This is a genomic window from Pseudomonas kitaguniensis, from assembly GCF_049199985.1.
Lineage (GTDB): Bacteria > Pseudomonadota > Gammaproteobacteria > Pseudomonadales > Pseudomonadaceae > Aquipseudomonas > Aquipseudomonas kitaguniensis.
In genome coordinates this window covers 57,080-72,774 of the sequence record NZ_JBLZPT010000014.1, presented here as the reverse complement: position 1 = coordinate 72,774, position 15,695 = coordinate 57,080, and the positions used below count along the sequence as shown (strand labels likewise).

The following is a 15,695-nucleotide window of genomic DNA, read 5'->3' as shown; positions in this document are numbered from 1 at the left end:
GGCCTTTACTGGGCCGTTTATGTGTGAGCTTGAGTGGAAAGGCATACGGGTCGATTGTCCAAGCCACCTACGAAAGAAGGGCATTCTCCCTGCCCGGCCTTTCCCTGTCTTAGCCAATCTATTGCTGGAAATATGTAACGCGAAGGCTCAACGCCGCGAATGGTACAGGCTCACCTTGCGAAACTCCCAAGGCTCGGCCAGGTCTGGCAACGTCAAGCCATCAAGAATCTCCAGGCGCTGATAAGCCGGGTGCTGGAAGTCCCTCACGCGTGAATCCGCCACCAGCGTTTCGCGGCCACGGCTGAGGAAGTGGTCGAGCAACGGCAGGTTGGCGCGGTCGTAAAGCACGTCGGCCACCAGGATCAGGTCGAAACGGTCGGCTTCGGCGAAAAAGTCCGCTGAATACCCCAGCTCAACAGCGTTGAGTTGGGCATTCGCGCGGCAGGCCGCTAACGCCAGCGGGTCGAGGTCGCAGGCCACCACTTCGAGCGCGCCGGCTTTAACCGCGGCAATCGCCGCCACACCGGAGCCTGCGCCAAAATCCAGTACGCGCTTGCCGGCGACCCACTCAGGGTTGGCCGCCAAGTAGCGCGCCAGGGCCAAGCCGCTGGCCCAGCAAAAGCTCCAGTAGGGCGGCTCGTGCAGGATGCGCCGGGTTTCGTCGGGGCTGAACGCGCGCTGCATATTGCCCGCATCCAATAGCCATAAGCGCAGCTCGGTGCCCGGCAATGCGCAGGGCACCAGTTGCGCGTCGCCGATCAGTTCGCTGAGCGCGTGTTGCAGGCCCAGCGGTGGCGTCATGGTGCTTTGACGAGTTGCAGCGGGCCGGTGGTCTGCGTGATCGCTTGGGTGATGTGCACGGCAGGCAGGTGCAGGATCAGTTGCCCGGACTGGCTGGCGCGGCCGCGCAATTCCACTCGCGCACCGGCCGGGAAGGCTTCCGGGTTAAAGCGCAGGCGAAAGGCGAGTGGCTTGCCGTTGCCGGTCAGCACGCTGCTGGCGAGCAGTTGTTGCGGGCGGTTGCGCTCGTCGATCACCAGCAGCGCCAGTTCGACTTCGGCGTTGGCCGGTACGCCGTTGAGGGTGCCGTTGATTTCTCGCTGGTACGCAGGCAAAGGGCCGAGGTCTTCAATGCCCGGGACTTTTTTCTCTTGGGCAGGTGTCGGTTGCGGGGCGGCAGGTTTTGGGGTTTCGCTGCTGCAGGCGACCAAAAAACTGAACACGGTGAGCAAAACAAGTGGTCGTAACTGCATGTACGGCTCCAGAAAGGACAAAATCCGTGGTGTGAACATTAATAAACATATAAGCCTGCCTATATACCGTAAAGGCTATGGCTTGTCTTGCCACAGGGATGCGCTACCATGGCCCTCCTTTTTTTTGTTGCCTGCCACCATGCACTGTCCCTTCTGCGGTGCCAACGACACCAAGGTCATTGACTCACGTCTGGTCGCCGAGGGCGATCAGGTACGTCGCCGGCGCGAATGCCTGGCCTCTGGCTGCGGTGAGCGTTTCACCACCTTCGAAACCGCCGAACTGGTGTTGCCACGTCTGATCAAGTCCGACGGCAGCCGCCAGCCTTTCGACGAAGACAAACTGCGCGCCGGTATGCAGCGCGCCCTGCAAAAACGCCCGGTGAGTATCGAGCGGCTGGAAGCGGCGCTGGTGCATATCAAGCACAAGCTGCGCGCGACCGGCGAGCGCGAGGTCAAGAGCCTGGTGGTTGGAGAGCTGGTGATGGGCGAGCTGCAAAAGCTCGACGAAGTCGCCTATATCCGTTTCGCCTCGGTGTATCGACGCTTCCAGGACCTCAATGAGTTCCGCGAAGAGATCGACCGCCTGGCCCGTGAGCCGATCAAAGAATGAATTCACCGTCTGCTGAGCAAACTGTCCTCGACGCCCATTACATGGCTCGCGCCCTCGAATTGGCGCGCAATGGCTTGTACACCACCCACCCCAACCCACGGGTTGGCTGCGTGATAGTGCGTGATGGGCAGATTGTCGGCGAAGGCTGGCATCAGCGCACCGGCGAACCGCACGCAGAGCCTAACGCTCTGCGCGCCGCCGGGGCCAAGGCGCGGGGCGCTACGGTCTACGTGACGCTGGAACCGTGCAGCCACCATGGGCATACGCCGCCGTGCGCCGATGCCTTGGTGAGTGCCGGTGTTGCGCGGGTAGTGGCCGGTATGCAGGACCCGAACCCCGAAGTGGCCGGTCGCGGCATGCAGCGCCTGGCGCAAGCCGGTATCGAAACACGCAGCGGCGTACTCGAAAGCCAGGCGCGCGCGCTGAACCCGGGGTTTCTCAAACGCATGGAACACGGCCTGCCGTATGTGCGGGTCAAGCTGGCGATGAGCCTGGACGGCCGCACCGCCATGGCCAGTGGCGAAAGCCAGTGGATCACCGGCCCTGCCGCCCGCGCCGCCGTGCAGCGCCTGCGCGCCGAAGCCAGTGTGGTGTTGACCGGGGCCGATACGGTGTTGGCTGACGGCGCGCGCCTGACCGTGCGCGCCGCCGAACTCGGGCTGGACGACGCCACCACCGCCCTGGCCATGTCGCGCCCGCCGTTGCGCGTGCTGATCGATGGCCGCTTGCGCGTGCCGCTCAACGCGCCGTTCTTCAAGGCTGGGCCGGCACTGGTGATCACCTGCGTGACCCCGGAAAACCAATTCCCGCGTGGCCCCGAGTGCCTGGTGGTGCCGGGCGTGGAGGGCCAGGTCGACCTGCGCTCGGCGCTGGTCGCCCTGGCCGCGCGTGGCGTCAACGAAGTGTTGGTGGAAGCTGGCCCGAGCCTCGCCGGCGCGTTTGCCCAGCAGGGCCTGGTCGACGAGTACGTGATATTCGTCGCCGGCAAGTTCTTGGGCTCCGCCGCGCGGCCGTTGCTCGACTGGCCGCTTGAGAAGCTCGGCGACGCCCCCCAACTCAAGATCACTGAGATGCGCGCTGTAGGCGACGATTGGCGAATCACTGCAATCCCCTTGGCGCGCGTATAATTCTGACCGGGCGCTCAAGTGCCCGCTGTGTTTTCCAGGAGGACTCCATGTTCACCGGCATTATCGAATCCATCGGCAGCATCCGTGCAATGACCCCTAAAGGCGGCGACATTCGCCTGCTGGTTGAAACCGGCAAGCTCGACCTGGGCGATGTCAAACTGGGCGACAGCATTGCCGTCAGCGGCGTGTGCCTGACCGTTATTGAGCTGCCTGGCAACGGCTTTGCCGCCGACGTCAGCCGCGAAACCCTCGACTGCACCGCGATGAGCGACCTTGCGGCTGGCAGCCCGGTCAACCTGGAAAAAGCCCTGACCCCGACCACCCGCCTCGGCGGCCACCTGGTCAGCGGCCATGTCGACGGCGTCGGCGAAGTGGTGGCGCGCAGCGAAAACGCGCGTGCCGTGGAGTTTCGCATCCGCGCGCCCAAAGAGCTGGCCAAGTACATCGCCCATAAAGGCTCGATTACCGTCGACGGCACCAGCCTGACCGTAAACGCCGTGAATGGCGCCGAATTTGAACTGACCATCATTCCCCACACCCTCAGCGAAACCATCATGGCGTCTTACCAGCCAGGTCGCCGGGTAAACCTGGAAGTCGACTTGCTTGCCCGTTACCTGGAGCGCCTGCTGATGGGCGATAAGGCCGCAGAGCCTGCATCGGGGAACATCACTGAAAGTTTTCTGGCCGCTAATGGCTACCTGAAATCCTGACCCAAGGGGGTGCCTCGTGGCGCTCAATAGCATCGAAGAACTGGTTGAAGACATCCGCCAAGGCAAGATGGTCATCCTGATGGATGACGAAGACCGCGAAAACGAAGGCGACATCATCATGGCCGCCGAAGCGTGCCTGCCTGAGCACATCAACTTCATGGCCAAGCACGCCCGAGGGCTGATCTGCATGCCCATGAGCCGTGAACGCTGCGAATTGCTCAAGCTGCCGTTGATGGCGCCGCGCAACGGGTCGGGTTTTGGCACCAAGTTCACCGTATCGATTGAAGCGACCACCGGCGTCACCACCGGCATTTCCGCCGCAGACCGCGCGCGTACTGTGCAAGCCGCCGCCGCGAAAGACGCCAAGGCCGAAGACATCGTCAGCCCTGGCCACATCTTCCCGCTGATGGCTCAACCGGGCGGCACGCTCGCGCGCGCCGGCCACACCGAAGCGGCGTGCGACCTGGCGCGCATGGCCGGTTTCGAGCCGAGCGGGGTGATTTGCGAAGTGATGAATGACGACGGCACCATGGCCCGTCGCGCCGAACTTGAAACGTTTGCCGCCGAGCACAACCTCAAGATCGGCACCATTGCCGACTTGATTCACTACCGCATGATCCACGAGCGTACCGTTCAGCGGATTGCCGAGCAGCCGCTGGACAGCGAACTGGGCCACTTCAACTTGGTGACCTACCGTGATTCAGTCGAAGGCGACGTGCACATGGCGTTGACCCTGGGCACGATCAGCGCCGAGGAGCCTACGCTGGTGCGGGTGCACAACATGGACCCGCTGCGCGACCTGCTGATGGTCAAGCAACCGGGCCGCTGGAGCCTGCGCGCCGCCATGGCTGCGGTGTCTGAGGCTGGCAGCGGTGTCGTGTTGTTGTTGGGCAACCCGGTGGATGGCGACGTACTGCTCGCGCATATTCGTGAAACCGCCGAGCACGCGCAGATCAAAACGCCGACCACCTACAGCATCGTCGGTGCCGGTTCGCAGATCCTTCGCGACCTAGGCGTGCGCAAAATGCGCCTGATGAGCGCACCGATGAAATTTAATGCCATATCCGGTTTCGATCTGGAAGTTGTAGAATACGTGCCCTCCGAATAAAGGCCGGCGATTTTTGCCCCTTGTTCGCGGTTAAATCATCACTGAGGGACGCACTTTTCGCGTCCCGGCTCTTTAAGAGATTTGTCGAATGACCCTGAAGACCATCGAAGGTACCTTCATCGCTCCCCAAGGCCGCTACGCCCTGGTGGTTGGCCGCTTCAACAGCTTCGTGGTTGAAAGCCTGGTAAGCGGTGCTGTGGACGCCCTGGTTCGCCATGGTGTGAGCGAAAGCGACATCACCCTCATCCGTGCGCCTGGCGCCTTCGAAATTCCACTGGTTGCGCAAAAAGTTGCTCAACAGGGTGAATACGCGGCGATTATCGCCTTGGGCGCGGTCATTCGTGGCGGCACTCCGCACTTCGAATACGTGGCTGGCGAATGCACCAAGGGCTTGGCCCAAGTGTCCATGGAGTTCGGCGTGCCGGTTGCTTTCGGCGTGCTGACCGTAGACTCCATCGAGCAAGCCATCGAGCGTTCCGGCACCAAAGCCGGTAACAAGGGCGCTGAAGCTGCCCTGTCCGCCCTCGAAATGGTCAGCCTGCTGTCGCAGTTGGAGGCCAAGTGATTTCCGACGAGAGCGATCGTTTCAACCCACGCGATGAGCGCCCGGCCGACGCCGGCAAGCCCTCGAAAAGCGAAAAGCGCCGCGCTGCGCGTCAGCTTGCTACCCAAGCGCTGTACCAGCGCCACATGGCGGGCACCTCGTTGAACGAAATCGAAGCGCAATTTCGCGTCGATAACGATTTCACCTTTGCCGATCAAAGTTACTTCCACGACATCCTGCACGGTGTGCCGGCCAACCTGACCGAGATCGACGCTGCGCTCGCGCCTTGCCTGGACCTGACCATCGAAGAGCTCGACCCGGTGGAACTGGCGGTATTGCGCCTGTCCACGTGGGAACTGCTCAAGCGCGTCGACGTGCCGTACCGCGTGGTGATCAACGAAGGTATCGAGCTGGCGAAAGTCTACGGTTCGACCGACGGCCACAAGTTCGTCAACGGCGTGCTCGACAAAATGGCCCCGCGCTTGCGTGAAGCCGAAGTGAAGGAACACAAGCGCTAAACCGCGCTTGAGTCCTGAATGGGTGAGTTTGAGCTGATCCGCACCTACTTCGCCGCCGCGCCCTGTGCGCAAGGCGGTGAAGGTATTGCCTTGGGGATCGGCGACGACTGCGCCTTGCTGTCGCTGCCCGCTGGGGAGCAACTGGCAATCTCTACCGATACGTTAGTGGCCGGCGTGCACTTTGCCGACCCGTGTGACCCGTTCCTGCTCGGCCAGCGCTCGCTGGCCGTGGCAGTGAGCGACCTGGCCGCCATGGGCGCCCATCCTCTTGCGTTTACCCTTGCCCTCACCACCCCGACGGTCGATGCCGATTGGTTGCAACGCTATGCCCAAGGCTTGAACGCCATGGCGCAAAACTGCGGCGTCGGCCTGGTGGGCGGCGACACCACGCGTGGGCCGCTGAGCCTGACGCTAAGCGTGTTCGGCCGTGTGCCCGCCGGGCAGGCGTTAACGCGCAGCGGTGCGCGCCCGGGCGACTTATTGTGCGTGGGCGGTGAGCTGGGCAACGCCGCTGGCGCTTTGCCATTGGTGCTCGGGCAACGGACGGCTGACGCCTTGATCGCTGAACCGCTGCTCGCGCATTACTGGTCGCCGCAACCGCAGTTGGCGCTCGGCCTGGCGCTGCGGGGCAAGGCGACGGCGGCCATGGACATTTCGGACGGGCTGTTGGCCGATTGCGGGCACATCGCCAAGGCGTCGGCGGTGAGCCTGTTAATTGAGCGTGAGCAACTGCCGTTATCCGAGGCCTTGCTGGCGTTTGTCGGCGATGACGAGGCGCGTATAGCCGCGTTGAGCGGCGGCGACGACTACGTGCTGGCGTTCACGCTGCCACCTGCCGAGCTGGCGCCGTTGCTGGCTGGCGGATGGTCGATCCACGTGATCGGTCGGGTGGCGGCCGGGCAGGGTGTCACGCTGCTGGATGCCGACGGGCGAGACATCACACCTGCTGTGCATGGCTATCAGCATTTTCGTGCACCTACATAGAACCCACCTAAAGGCCAATCGAACCGATTGATCTTTATCAGCGATAATTCAGCTTAAGCGTCGGTTATAACCTGCTGTTACAATGCACGCCTCTGTGAAATCTGAAATCAGGAGCACACGGTGCCCGTCGTTTTCGTCGCCGCTTCCAAGCTGCCTACCCCTTTTGCCACATTCACCATGAACGGCTTTCTCGAAGAAGCCACTGGGCGAGAGCACGTCGTGCTCAGCCTCGGTGAGATCGCCGACGGTGCGCCGGTGCTTGGCCGCGTGCACTCCGAGTGCCTGACGGGTGACGCGCTGTTCAGCCAGCGCTGCGACTGTGGTTCGCAACTTGAAGCCGCCATGCAAGCCATTGCCCGTGAAGGGCGTGGCGTGTTGCTGTACTTGCGTCAGGAAGGCCGTGGCATTGGCCTGATGAACAAGATTCGCGCCTATGAGCTGCAAGACGGCGGCGCCGACACCGTGGAAGCCAACGAGCGTCTGGGCTTTGCCGCTGACCAGCGTGACTACGCGATTTGCCTGCCGATGCTTGAGCATTTGGGCGTGAAGTCCCTGCGTTTGATGACCAACAACCCGCGCAAGGTCAAAGCCTTGACCGAGATGGGCATCACCGTGGCCGAGCGCGTGCCGTTGCACACCGGGCAAAACCCACACAACAAACTCTACCTGGCGACCAAAGCCAGCAAGCTCGACCACATGATGGGCAACGAGCATCAGGGCGAGGTCGACCGCGCGTGACCCGTGGCCAGGTCAAACGGCGGCTGTCCTTCAACTGGTGGCAATATCTGGCGCTGGCGTTGCTGCCGTTGTTTGTGATCAACCTGGTGTTTGGCCACGCGCAATCCCTGCTTCCCGTGCTGGCCATACCGTTGTTCATCGCCGGTGTGGCCTCGATGTTTCTGAGCCTGCGTTATTTTCATGGCTATAAACACGCACTGATCGCCACTTCCAAAGCCCTCGATACGCCCGAAGAACCGGCTGCCTGGTTGACCCTCGCGGCGCGTCGGCGCACGGCGCTGTTGGTTGCCGCCATACCGGCCTGGATCGGTGCGCTGGCAGTGTTCGCCGGCCTTGAGGCGGTGCCGCTGTTTCTGCTGGCACTGTCGACCCTGGTGCTGTTTTACCTCTATCGCATCCCCCGTCAACTGGGATGAAACGCTATTGGCTGGCGCTCATGCTGCTGGCATTCGGTGCACAGGCCTTAGCGGCCCAGCGTGTCGTCAGCCTGGCGCCATCGTTGTCTGAAATCGTGGTCGAACTGGGCGCTACCGACGTGCTGGTGGGCCTGCTCGACGGCGGCGATCGGCCGGCAGCCTTGGCCGCGGTGCCGTCAGTGGGGCATTACGGGCAGTTGAATATGGAGCGCCTGCTCAGTCTTAAGCCCGACCTGATTCTGCTCTGGCCCGGCAGCGTCGGCCCCGCCCAGCGCGAGCAACTGCAGCGCCTGAATATCCCGGTTTATGTGGCCGAGCCGCATAACCTTGAGCAACTCGCCACGCAAATCCAGGCCATTGCCGAGCAATTGGGCCGCGATGAGGTCGGTCGCCAATTAGCCACGCACGTGCGCCAACGCTTGGCCCAATTGCGCCAGCGCTATCAGCGTGCCGAGCCGTTGCGCGTGTTTTACCAAGTCTGGAGCCCGCCGTTGTACACCGTGGGCGGCGGGCAGATCATCAGCGATGCGCTGGCGGTGTGCGGGGCGCGCAACGTATTCGACGACCTCAAGCTGCCTGCGCCGCAGGTCAGTATCGAGTCGGTGTTGCAGCGCAATCCGCAGGTGATTCTGGCCGCCGACCAGGCGCAACTCGACGCCTGGAAGGCCTGGCCGCAGCTAACGGCGGTTGCCGAAAACCGCTTGTACCGAGTGCCGGACAAAGGGCTGGAGCGGCCGAGCGCGCAGATGGTCGAGGCGGTGGCCAAGCTCTGTCAGGCGATGGATACGCAGCGCTAATATCAATTGTATTTTAAGGCGCACGCGGCCAATGCCTGGGGCTACTCAACCTGCAGCAAAGTGTTGGCCGCAGGCAGCCTCGCGTCCAATGCGCGGGTCGACCGCAAACACTGACAAGCAGCGCGGCGGCTGGGTTACAGCGGCGGCGTCCAGGTCAGCCCAAACATCCAGACCCGACCTTCTTCCCGGTAATGTTGATTGTTCTGGAAGTTCGGGTCTTGATAGTTGTACATCGCCCGGGCGTAAGTTTTATCCAGCACGTTATCGACCTTGGCCGACAGCACCACGTCGCGATTCAACGCCCAACTGCTGCGCAACCCCAGCAAGGCATAACCGCCCAGGCGATTGCGATTGTCTTCAGCGTCATAGCTGCGGCTGATCGCCTGCCAGCTTGCCCCCACACCGAACGTGTCGAATTGCCGGTCCAGATCCACGTTCAACGTGCGGCGCGCACGACGGGCCAGGGTGTGGCCGGTATCGCGGTCGCGCGGGTCGATGAATGCAACGCCCACGTTACCCTGCCAGCCGAACAGCTCCTGCTTGAGCGCGGCTTCAAAGCCGTTGATGCGTGCCGACGCCACGTTTTGCGGTTTGCTGGTGCTGTCGAGGATGATCGCGTTGCTTAAATCAGTGCGGTACAGCGAAGCTTCCAGGCGCGTGCGGTCACTCAACTGACTGCGCCATTGCAGCTCGTAACTCTTTGAGGTTTCCGGCTGCAGGTTCGGGTTGCTGTAATTCGTGTCAGGGTAATAAAGGTCGTTGAAGGTCGGCGCGCGAAAGCCCTCGCTGTAGCTCAGCAACAGGTCATTGTCGGAGTTAACGGGGACGGTGAGGATGCCGCTCCAGCTATTTTGGCTGCCGAACTGTTGATTCTGATCACGCCGCAGGCCCAGCTCCGTAGAGAACCATTCGCTGTGAAAGCGGTGCTGTACAAAGGCTGCGCGGTTCCAGCGGCTGTTTTCGGTGAACGGGGTGGAGCCGTGGAAGCGATCTTCGTACCTGTCACCGCCGAGTATCAGGCTGTTCTGATCATCCAGCGTCAGGTCGTTCTGCCAGTTGAGCGAGTCGCGGTAGGTGTTGAATACGCTGAAATCATCACTGAGCGTGTCGCGCTTGGTGTCGCGGTTTTCACTGTGGCCCAACTCCAGTCGCGACTGCCAGCGCTGATTGAACGTGGCGTCGACATAGCCGCTGGCGCTGCTCACGGTGTAGTCGGTGTAAGGTTTTTGCCCGACGCTTTGGCCGGTGGCGGCGTCGTAGCGGCCGAAGCTGTTGTCGTACTCCGACTTGCCGCGGTTATCCAACAGGTTGAACCCCGCTTCCAGTTCATCGCTGAAGGAATGGCTGAGGTTCAGGCTGATCGATTGATTGCGGTAGGCATCATGGTCGCCATCGCTGGGGAACGAGGCGTGCGTTGAATTAATACCGGCGGTGTCATCCAGGCTCGCCCCCAGGTTGAAACGCGTGTGCTCATCGCCACCGGAGAGGCCAAGGCTGCGTTCCCACGTCTGGTGGCTGCCAAACCCTACTTTCAAGCGCGGCTGCAGGCCTTTTTCGGCATTGCGGCGGGTGAATATCTGGATCACACCGCCGATCGCATCACTGCCGTAGATCACCGAGCGTGAGCCGCGCAGCACTTCGACGCGCTCAATTTGGTCGACGTTCAGGTAGTGCAGCCCGCTGTCACCGGAAGTGGTGTTGGCGATGCGCTGGCCATCCACCAGCACCAGGCTTTGCGCGGCTTTGGTGCCACGGATGAAGATGCCCGGCAAACTGCCGCGCCCGCCGCTAGGCGCCACTTGCACGCCGGGCACGCGGCTGAGCAGGTCGGTCACGCTGGTCGGTTGCAGGCGGTCGATGTCATCGCGGGTGAACACGCTGTTGGCCGCGCTGCTGTCGTTGCGTGCCTGCACCTGACGGTTGGCGCTGATGACCACGTCGGGCAGTTTCAGGGCGTTGTCGCGTTCGAAGGCCTCGGCGAGCAGGTCGGTAGCGGGGAGCAACAGCAGCGGCAGGGCGTAGCGAAGGCGATTCATGGGCTGTCCGTAGCGTTTTGAAAAGGCCACCCATCAACGGTGGGAGAGGGCTTGCCCCTCCCACAGTGAGTGGCGGTTTCTACAGGCCTTGCAATGCCATGCGCGCGCGCACCGAAGCCTCGATGCCGGCCTCGTCCAGCCCGCATTCGGCAAGCATCTGCGCTGGCTTGGCGTGTTCGACGTACCTGTCCGGCAAGCCCAGGTGCAGCACCGACTTGAGGATATTCTCCCGCGCCAGGAACTCACTGACCGCCGCACCGGCGCCGCCCATGATGGCGTTCTCTTCGACGGTCACCAACAGTTCGTGGCTGCCGGCGATTTCGCGGACAAGGGCTTCGTCCAGCGGTTTGACGAAGCGCATGTCGACCACGGTGGCGTCAATCCTCTCGGCGACTTTCAAGGCTTCGGCCAATTGCACGCCGAACACCAGGAACGCGGTTTTGCTGCCTTGGCGACGCAGAATGCCTTTGCCAATCTCGATCGGCTCCAGGCCTTCGTCGATCAACGCATTCGGCCCATTACCGCGCGGGTAACGCACGGCGGCGGGGCCGTTGTACAGATAGCCGGTGCTGAGCATTTTGCGCAGTTCGTTTTCGTCGCTCGGCGTCATCACCAGCATGCCGGGGATGCAGCGCAGGTACGACAAATCAAAACTACCCGCGTGAGTCGGGCCGTCTTCACCGACCAAGCCGGCGCGGTCGATGGCGAACAATACGTCGAGGTTCTGCACCGCTACGTCGTGCACAAGCTGGTCGTAACCGCGTTGCAGGAACGTGGAATAGATTGCCACCACCGGCTTGGCGCCTTCGCAGGCCATGCCGGCGGCGAACGTCACCGCGTGCTGCTCGGCAATTGCCACATCGAAATAGCGCAGCGGGAAGCGCTCGCTGAACGCCACCAGGTCGGAGCCTTCCTTCATCGCCGGGGTAATGCCCACCAGGCGCGGGTCGGCAGCGGCCATGTCACACAGCCATTCGCCAAACACACCGGAATACTTGGGCCCGCTGGCCTTTTTCGGCGCGGCGGGAGCATCCAGTGGTTCAAGCTTGGTGATTGCGTGGTAACCAATCGGGTCGACTTCCGCCGGGGCGAAGCCTTTGCCTTTTTTGGTAACGATATGCAGGAACTGCGGGCCTTTGAGGTCACGCATGTTGCGCAGCGTGGCGATCAGCGTCGGCAGGTCATGGCCGTCGATTGGGCCGATGTAGTTCCAGCCGAGTTCTTCGAACAAGGTGCCGGGTACCAACATGCCCTTGGCGTATTCTTCGGTACGCCGGGCAATTTCCCACGCGCCGGGCAGACGCGAAAGCACCTTCTTGCTGCCTTCGCGCATGCTGGCGTAGGTGCGGCTGGAAAGAATTTTTGCAAGATAATTCGAAAGGCCACCGACATTGCGCGAAATCGACATGTCGTTGTCGTTAAGGATCACCAACATGTTGGCGTCGACTTCTGGCGCGTGGTTCAGCGCCTCGAAGGCCATGCCGGCGGTCAGCGCGCCGTCACCAATCACCGCAATCGCCTTGCGCTCGCTGCCTTGCAGGCGGGCGGCAATTGCCATGCCCAGCGCCGCACTGATAGAGGTGCTGGAGTGGCCGACGCCAAAGGTGTCGTACTCGCTTTCGACGCGCCGCGGGAACGCGGCCAGGCCTTCCTTCTGGCGCAGGCTGGCCATGCGCTCGCGACGGCCGGTAAGGATTTTATGCGGATACGCCTGGTGGCCCACGTCCCACACCAGCCGGTCGTCCGGGGTGTCGAACACGTAATGCAGGGCGATGGTCAGCTCGATCACGCCCAGTCCTGCGCCAAAATGCCCACCGGTCTGACCGACCGTGTAGAGCAATTCCAGGCGCAACTCATCGGCCAGGGTTTCCAGCTCGGCTTCACCCAGTCTGCGCAGGCCGTCCGGCGTGGCAGCACGGTCGAGCAGTGGCGTGGACGGGCGCTTGCGGGGAATCTCTTGAAACGTCGTGGGCATCAGGCGAATCGTTATAGGTATAGAAGAGGCGGCAGTTTACCTCAAGCGGTGCAAACTGCCCACGCAGAGCGCGGAACTTGGCCGATATGCGGCCGCAATGCGCGCCGTTATCAGTGGCGGCGTTCGACGATATACCGCGCCAAGTCGCGCAGTGGCTCGGCCGCAGCGTCGAAAGGTCGCAGGGCCTGCAAGGCTTGATCGCGCAGTTGCACGGCATACACTTTGGCCGCGTCCAGCCCGAGTAGCGCAGGATACGTCGGTTTGTCCCGTGCGATATCCGCACCCTGGCGTTTGCCGAGGGTGGCGGTGTCACTTTCTACGTCGAGAATGTCGTCCTGCACCTGAAACGCCAGACCGACCGCCTGGGCATAGGTGTGCAAGGCCGCCAATTGCGCAGGTTCCGCGCGGCCACTGGCCAGGGCACCCAGTTGCACGGCGGCCTCAATCAGCGCGCCGGTCTTGTGGCGATGCATATGTTCAAGCGCTTTTTGGTCGAGCTTGAGGCTGACCGAGCCCATATCGATCGCTTGCCCGCCGACCATACCGGCAGGGCCAGCCGCCAAGGCCAGCGTCGTCACCATACGCAAGCTGACCTCGGCCGTGACGCGGCTCAAGCGCGGGTCCAGCAACGCGCTGAACGCCAGGCTTTGCAAGCCATCACCGGCCAGAATCGCATACGCCTCATCAAAGGCTTTATGTGTGGTGGGTTGGCCACGACGTAAATCGTCATCGTCCATCGCTGGCAAATCGTCATGCACCAAGGAGTAAGCGTGAATCAGCTCCACCGCACACGCCGCGCCATTCGCCTGCTCGGCAGGCGCGCCCAAGGCTTCACACGCCGCATACGCCAGCAACGGGCGCACGCGTTTGCCACCATTCATCACGCTGTAGCGCATGGCGTCATAAAGGCGCTGCATTTGCGGGCTTGGCGCAACAAACAAGGGTTCGAGCGCCGCATTCACACGGGCTTGGCTGCTGGCCTGATACGCGTCGATCATTCAGGCTGTTCCGCGTCGAAAGGTTCTTCGGCCAACTCCCCATCCCGCTCCAGCAGCACCTGCACCTTCTGCTCCGCCTGCGCCAGCGCGCTCTGGCAGTCACGGGTCAGGCCGATACCTTGCTCAAACGCCGTCAGCGAGTCCTCCAGCGACAACTCGCCGTTCTCCAAACGCTCGACCAGGGTTTGCAGGTCGGCGAGAGATTGTTCGAAATCGAGTGCAACTTTTTTGCGGGCCATGGCGGCTATTCCGGTAGACGGTAAACCGGCGCGACACTAGCAGACATGCGGAATTGGGGCAAATGAGCGGGGGTGGTTCAGTCGGCCTCGCCGTTGATTTGATAGCGCGTACTGCGGCCCCCGCCGGGCAATCGAACCAGGCAGTTTTTTTCCAGTAAATCGGCCAGGTGCCGGGTTGCCGTCGCTTTGGACACCTTCGCCACCGCCTGATACTGCGCGGCGCTGATACCGTGCTCAAAGCCCTTCTCGCCGCCGTCGAGCAGGCGATTGAGCACCTTTATCTGCTCGGCAGATAACGCAAGGTCCGCGTAGCGCTGCCAGAACCGGCTCTTGTCCAACACCCGATCAATCCGCGCCATGGCCTGCTGCACGCTGCGCAACAGGGTTTTGAGGAACCATTGCAGCCACTCGGTGATATCCAGCGTGGCCCTTTGGGCGGACTCCAGCGCGTGGTAATAACCGGCGCGGTCTTCCAGAATGCTTGCCGACATCGCATAAAAGCGGATGGCCTGATGCTCGCCCTGAGCCAGTGCCAAATCCGTGATCGCGCGCGTCAGGCGGCCATTACCGTCATCGAACGGATGCAGCGTGACAAACCAGAAATGCGCGACGCCGGCGCGCACCAGCGGGTCCAGCTCTGGCTGATCGCGGCTGGTTTTGAACCATTCGAGAAAGTCATCCAGCGCCAGATCCAGCCCCGGCGCGCGGCGGCGCTTCAAAATGCAGGGTCGGCTTGTCAAGTCGCCCCGAGACCACCTGCATCGGCTCATCGCCCCGCAACGCCCCCACATTCAGCGCTCGCGCAGCAAAGCCTGCCTCTGGAACCGGGAATAGCCAGTGGTGCCAATTCAATAAACGGGCGAGGGTAAACGGCTCGGTGTATTGCTCGGTGGCATCCATCATCAGTTCGGCGAGGCCCTCGCTACGCGGGCTCACCTTGCCGTCTTCCATCGCCTCCAAACCCAAGCGCCGCGCCAGAGAGGAACGCACCGAGCCGACATTCAACTGCTCATCTTCGATTGCCGAAGAAGCCAGGACATTTTGCAGCAACGCATCCAGTTCATTCTTCGCACTGACAGGCCCGCTGACGGAGCCGAGCATGCCCAGCAGCTTGCCTTGCGCTTGCCCGCACTCACGCAACAAGGCAGCCAGGCGTGCGGGTTGCCAGTAAAAATGGGGCCAATCGGTGTGTTGCCAGATCCAGCGCGGATCAACCATGGAGGTAGGCCTGGGCGTGTGAGCCGAATAAGGGATTTATTCGGCTCATTTAGTGAGCCGATTGTGGGGTTTATTCGGCTCATCGTCTACTCGAGTGATGATTTTTCAAGATGTCCAGGCGATGAATGTTTTTTACTAGCGGCCGCGAATACCAGGCGCCCATCTGCTGGCGATACCCCACCAGGCTCTGATGAAAGCCATCCAGCTCATGTTCGATAAAGGTGATGCGGGAAGCGGCGGGCATTCGTGACGGCTCGGCAAACGGCAAGGCGTCGGAGAATGCCGTAGCAAAAGGCGGCTGCATGAGCGGTTGGAAAATTCAGAATGGACTCTGGTGTGATTTTCAAAGGCCAGCAGTACCGATCCCTTTCATTTGCAGGACGTTTCCTAGAGAATCCCGGCCGCTTGCGCCAGCAAATTCCTG

Annotated in this window: 17 protein-coding genes and 1 pseudogene; 10 read left to right on the top strand and 8 right to left on the bottom strand. The window is 62.0% G+C overall.

Features of this window, described 5'->3' with window-relative positions; translation table 11 throughout:
* Positions 1–147: 147 nt before the first annotated feature.
* On the bottom strand, positions 148–801 hold the full coding sequence (locus ACOZK9_RS17885) for a class I SAM-dependent methyltransferase (RefSeq protein WP_058412852.1): 654 nt from the start codon (positions 799–801) through the stop codon (positions 148–150).
* On the bottom strand, positions 798–1,253 hold the full coding sequence (locus ACOZK9_RS17880; RefSeq protein ID WP_421556287.1) for a YbaY family lipoprotein: 456 nt from the start codon (positions 1,251–1,253) through the stop codon (positions 798–800). Before ACOZK9_RS17880 ends, ACOZK9_RS17885 begins: the two co-directional genes overlap by 4 nt.
* Before the next feature lie 139 nt (positions 1,254–1,392).
* Here ACOZK9_RS17880 and nrdR point away from each other — a divergent pair, with 139 nt between their 5' ends.
* From nrdR to ACOZK9_RS17830, 10 genes are all read left to right on the top strand, one after another.
* Positions 1,393–1,863: a transcriptional regulator NrdR gene (nrdR, locus tag ACOZK9_RS17875; protein ID WP_058412903.1), complete on the top strand. Its 471-nt coding sequence runs from the start codon at positions 1,393–1,395 to the stop codon at positions 1,861–1,863.
* Positions 1,860–2,990, top strand: coding sequence for a bifunctional diaminohydroxyphosphoribosylaminopyrimidine deaminase/5-amino-6-(5-phosphoribosylamino)uracil reductase RibD (gene ribD / locus ACOZK9_RS17870; RefSeq protein ID WP_058412854.1), 1,131 nt, complete (start codon positions 1,860–1,862; stop codon positions 2,988–2,990). The genes nrdR and ribD overlap by 4 nt, the downstream gene beginning before the upstream one ends.
* Before the next feature lie 47 nt (positions 2,991–3,037).
* Positions 3,038–3,700, top strand: a complete 663-nt coding sequence (locus ACOZK9_RS17865; protein ID WP_122251516.1) for a riboflavin synthase — start codon at positions 3,038–3,040, stop codon at positions 3,698–3,700.
* 16 nt (positions 3,701–3,716) lie between these two features.
* Positions 3,717–4,808 (top strand): bifunctional 3,4-dihydroxy-2-butanone-4-phosphate synthase/GTP cyclohydrolase II, encoded by a 1,092-nt coding sequence (ribBA, locus tag ACOZK9_RS17860; RefSeq protein ID WP_058412856.1) that lies wholly within the window; start codon positions 3,717–3,719, stop codon positions 4,806–4,808.
* Positions 4,809–4,896: 88 nt separating this feature from the next.
* The gene (gene ribH / locus ACOZK9_RS17855) at positions 4,897–5,373 is read left to right on the top strand and encodes a 6,7-dimethyl-8-ribityllumazine synthase (RefSeq protein WP_058412857.1); all 477 of its coding nucleotides are present in this window, start codon (positions 4,897–4,899) and stop codon (positions 5,371–5,373) included.
* Positions 5,370–5,870, top strand: a complete 501-nt coding sequence (gene nusB, locus ACOZK9_RS17850; protein ID WP_099235103.1) for a transcription antitermination factor NusB — start codon at positions 5,370–5,372, stop codon at positions 5,868–5,870. The genes ribH and nusB overlap by 4 nt, the downstream gene beginning before the upstream one ends.
* Positions 5,871–5,888: 18 nt before the next feature.
* The gene (thiL, locus tag ACOZK9_RS17845) at positions 5,889–6,854 is read left to right on the top strand and encodes a thiamine-phosphate kinase (RefSeq protein ID WP_152749571.1); all 966 of its coding nucleotides are present in this window, start codon (positions 5,889–5,891) and stop codon (positions 6,852–6,854) included.
* 120 nt (positions 6,855–6,974) lie between these two features.
* Positions 6,975–7,592, top strand: a complete 618-nt coding sequence (gene ribA, locus ACOZK9_RS17840) for a GTP cyclohydrolase II (protein WP_058412860.1) — start codon at positions 6,975–6,977, stop codon at positions 7,590–7,592.
* Entirely contained in the window at positions 7,589–8,008 is a 420-nt protein-coding gene (locus tag ACOZK9_RS17835) for a nuclear FMR1 interacting 1 family protein (protein WP_122251518.1), read from the top strand. Before ribA ends, ACOZK9_RS17835 begins: the two co-directional genes overlap by 4 nt.
* Positions 8,005–8,805 (top strand): cobalamin-binding protein, encoded by an 801-nt coding sequence (locus ACOZK9_RS17830; protein WP_421556286.1) that lies wholly within the window; start codon positions 8,005–8,007, stop codon positions 8,803–8,805. The genes ACOZK9_RS17835 and ACOZK9_RS17830 overlap by 4 nt, the downstream gene beginning before the upstream one ends.
* Before the next feature lie 134 nt (positions 8,806–8,939).
* Here the strand turns inward: ACOZK9_RS17830 and ACOZK9_RS17825 are convergent, their stop codons facing one another.
* The 6 genes and pseudogenes from ACOZK9_RS17825 to ACOZK9_RS17800 form a co-directional block, all read right to left on the bottom strand.
* Positions 8,940–10,841 carry a TonB-dependent receptor domain-containing protein gene (locus ACOZK9_RS17825; RefSeq protein WP_421556285.1) on the bottom strand — a complete coding sequence of 634 codons (1,902 nt, stop codon included), beginning with the start codon at positions 10,839–10,841 and terminating at the stop codon, positions 8,940–8,942.
* A 79-nt stretch (positions 10,842–10,920) separates the two neighbouring features.
* Positions 10,921–12,816, bottom strand: a complete 1,896-nt coding sequence (gene dxs, locus ACOZK9_RS17820; protein WP_421556284.1) for a 1-deoxy-D-xylulose-5-phosphate synthase — start codon at positions 12,814–12,816, stop codon at positions 10,921–10,923.
* Between the two features lie 110 nt (positions 12,817–12,926).
* Entirely contained in the window at positions 12,927–13,814 is an 888-nt protein-coding gene (ispA, locus tag ACOZK9_RS17815; RefSeq protein ID WP_058412865.1) for a (2E,6E)-farnesyl diphosphate synthase, read from the bottom strand.
* Entirely contained in the window at positions 13,811–14,053 is a 243-nt protein-coding gene (locus ACOZK9_RS17810) for an exodeoxyribonuclease VII small subunit (protein ID WP_003176346.1), read from the bottom strand. The genes ispA and ACOZK9_RS17810 overlap by 4 nt, the downstream gene beginning before the upstream one ends.
* Positions 14,054–14,130: 77 nt before the next feature.
* Positions 14,131–15,271, bottom strand: a pseudogene (locus ACOZK9_RS17805) (Fic family protein).
* 79 nt (positions 15,272–15,350) lie between these two features.
* Positions 15,351–15,515, bottom strand: coding sequence for a hypothetical protein (locus tag ACOZK9_RS17800; RefSeq protein ID WP_421556283.1), 165 nt, complete (start codon positions 15,513–15,515; stop codon positions 15,351–15,353).
* Positions 15,516–15,695: the final 180 nt, after the last annotated feature.

What these genes read in the sequence shown, in the direction of transcription:
- ACOZK9_RS17885 (WP_058412852.1), bottom strand. Translation starts at nt 801, where the DNA reads ATGACGCCACCGCTGGGCCTGCAACACGCGCTCAGCGAACTGATCGGC.
- ACOZK9_RS17880 (WP_421556287.1), bottom strand. Translation starts at nt 1,253, where the DNA reads ATGCAGTTACGACCACTTGTTTTGCTCACCGTGTTCAGTTTTTTGGTC.
- nrdR (WP_058412903.1), top strand. Translation starts at nt 1,393, where the DNA reads ATGCACTGTCCCTTCTGCGGTGCCAACGACACCAAGGTCATTGACTCA.
- ribD (WP_058412854.1), top strand. Translation starts at nt 1,860, where the DNA reads ATGAATTCACCGTCTGCTGAGCAAACTGTCCTCGACGCCCATTACATG.
- ACOZK9_RS17865 (WP_122251516.1), top strand. Translation starts at nt 3,038, where the DNA reads ATGTTCACCGGCATTATCGAATCCATCGGCAGCATCCGTGCAATGACC.
- ribH (WP_058412857.1), top strand. Translation starts at nt 4,897, where the DNA reads ATGACCCTGAAGACCATCGAAGGTACCTTCATCGCTCCCCAAGGCCGC.
- thiL (WP_152749571.1), top strand. Translation starts at nt 5,889, where the DNA reads ATGGGTGAGTTTGAGCTGATCCGCACCTACTTCGCCGCCGCGCCCTGT.
- ACOZK9_RS17830 (WP_421556286.1), top strand. Translation starts at nt 8,005, where the DNA reads ATGAAACGCTATTGGCTGGCGCTCATGCTGCTGGCATTCGGTGCACAG.
- ACOZK9_RS17825 (WP_421556285.1), bottom strand. Translation starts at nt 10,841, where the DNA reads ATGAATCGCCTTCGCTACGCCCTGCCGCTGCTGTTGCTCCCCGCTACC.
- dxs (WP_421556284.1), bottom strand. Translation starts at nt 12,816, where the DNA reads ATGCCCACGACGTTTCAAGAGATTCCCCGCAAGCGCCCGTCCACGCCA.
- ispA (WP_058412865.1), bottom strand. Translation starts at nt 13,814, where the DNA reads ATGATCGACGCGTATCAGGCCAGCAGCCAAGCCCGTGTGAATGCGGCG.
- ACOZK9_RS17810 (WP_003176346.1), bottom strand. Translation starts at nt 14,053, where the DNA reads ATGGCCCGCAAAAAAGTTGCACTCGATTTCGAACAATCTCTCGCCGAC.
- ACOZK9_RS17800 (WP_421556283.1), bottom strand. Translation starts at nt 15,515, where the DNA reads ATGCCCGCCGCTTCCCGCATCACCTTTATCGAACATGAGCTGGATGGC.